Origin of the sequence: Paenibacillus agaridevorans (assembly GCF_003112455.1) — a bacterium.
Classification (GTDB): Bacteria; Bacillota; Bacilli; order Paenibacillales; family Paenibacillaceae; genus Pristimantibacillus; species Pristimantibacillus agaridevorans.
Genome location: NZ_BDQX01000138.1, coordinates 23,193 through 24,229, shown reverse-complemented (window position 1 = coordinate 24,229; position 1,037 = coordinate 23,193). Strand labels below are relative to the sequence as shown.

General features: G+C 50.8%; 2 protein-coding genes. One reads left to right on the top strand and one right to left on the bottom strand.

What is annotated here, in order from left to right; all coding sequences use genetic code 11:
• Nucleotides 1-284 precede the first annotated feature (284 nt).
• Nucleotides 285-512, bottom strand: a complete 228-nt coding sequence (locus PAT3040_RS13470; protein ID WP_108993061.1) for a DUF1128 domain-containing protein — start codon at nt 510-512, stop codon at nt 285-287.
• Between the two features lie 247 nt (nt 513-759).
• On the opposite strand from PAT3040_RS13470, the gene PAT3040_RS13465 reads away from it, so the two are divergent.
• The coding region (locus tag PAT3040_RS13465) for a DUF1256 domain-containing protein (RefSeq protein WP_146200424.1) at nt 760-1,037 on the top strand (278 nt) is incomplete at its 3' end.

Sequence of the window (1,037 nt, the reverse complement as noted above, 5' to 3'; positions counted from 1 at the left end):
TCATCTGAGTCCGTTAGATTTTCAATATCGCGAAAATGCTGCAAATAGAGGTTCTGAGGTCCGTCAGCGAAAGCAGAACGTTTCCGCTCAGTTACTCACAATGAATCGACAACCTCTTTATGTCCGTTAGACAGTGAGTGACTGGACGTTTTGGAGTTTTTGAGTCACCCGTCAGAGTGATTTTGTTTATTCAGGGCTGGCCAATCGTCGCAGCGTGATTTTGTAGAAATTGGAGCGCGCATTATTTGTCTGAAAATACAAAATAATGGGTTGTTCTGGGATTATTATGACTTGCGAAGCTTGCCGAGCTCCGATACAATCGCTTCTACTTCGCTGATGCTGAACTTATCCTTGCTTGCGACGATGTCGTAGATATCCTTGACGTCTTCGTAGCAGGCGAGGCTGAAGCTTCCGGCTTGCATAGCGGCGCCTGAAGCCATTCTCAGCTTGGTCTTGATAGCTTCGATCATGAACTCGAGATTGTCCTGTGTTGGCGACTGCAAATCAGTCATCGGTTTGTTCCCTCCTTTATTGCTTGAACGCTGATCTCGTCATTGTACCATGTTGCATATGGCGTGCACCACCAAATTGAAGAGGCGGGGCCATATCGGGTACAATGGGGAGTAGGAAAGTAGAAGTGCGAGTTCAAAAAGTTTGGTTATCAGTACAATAGCGAATGCCTCCGATGCTGCGTTTTTTTCAGAAACACTGTAGAAGATTGAATGTAGCCAGGACCTGAGGAGCGGAGGAAATAAAGGTATGATTATCGGCAAGACACCGCAGGCTGAACAGGAGCTCGGAACTCCCGCACGGTTAGCTTCGTTTGTCGCCGACATTGCCCGGTTGCAGCCGGACAGGGAGAAGATTCTGTTTGTCTGCATCGGCACCGATCGTTCCACCGGGGATGCGCTAGGCCCGCTTGTCGGCACGATGCTGACGGAAAACGGCTGGCCGCGCGTTATCGGCACGTTGGCGGAGCCGTGCGACGCCCATCGGGTCGAAGGGGCTGCGGCCGCGGCGATGCATGAACAGAGCGA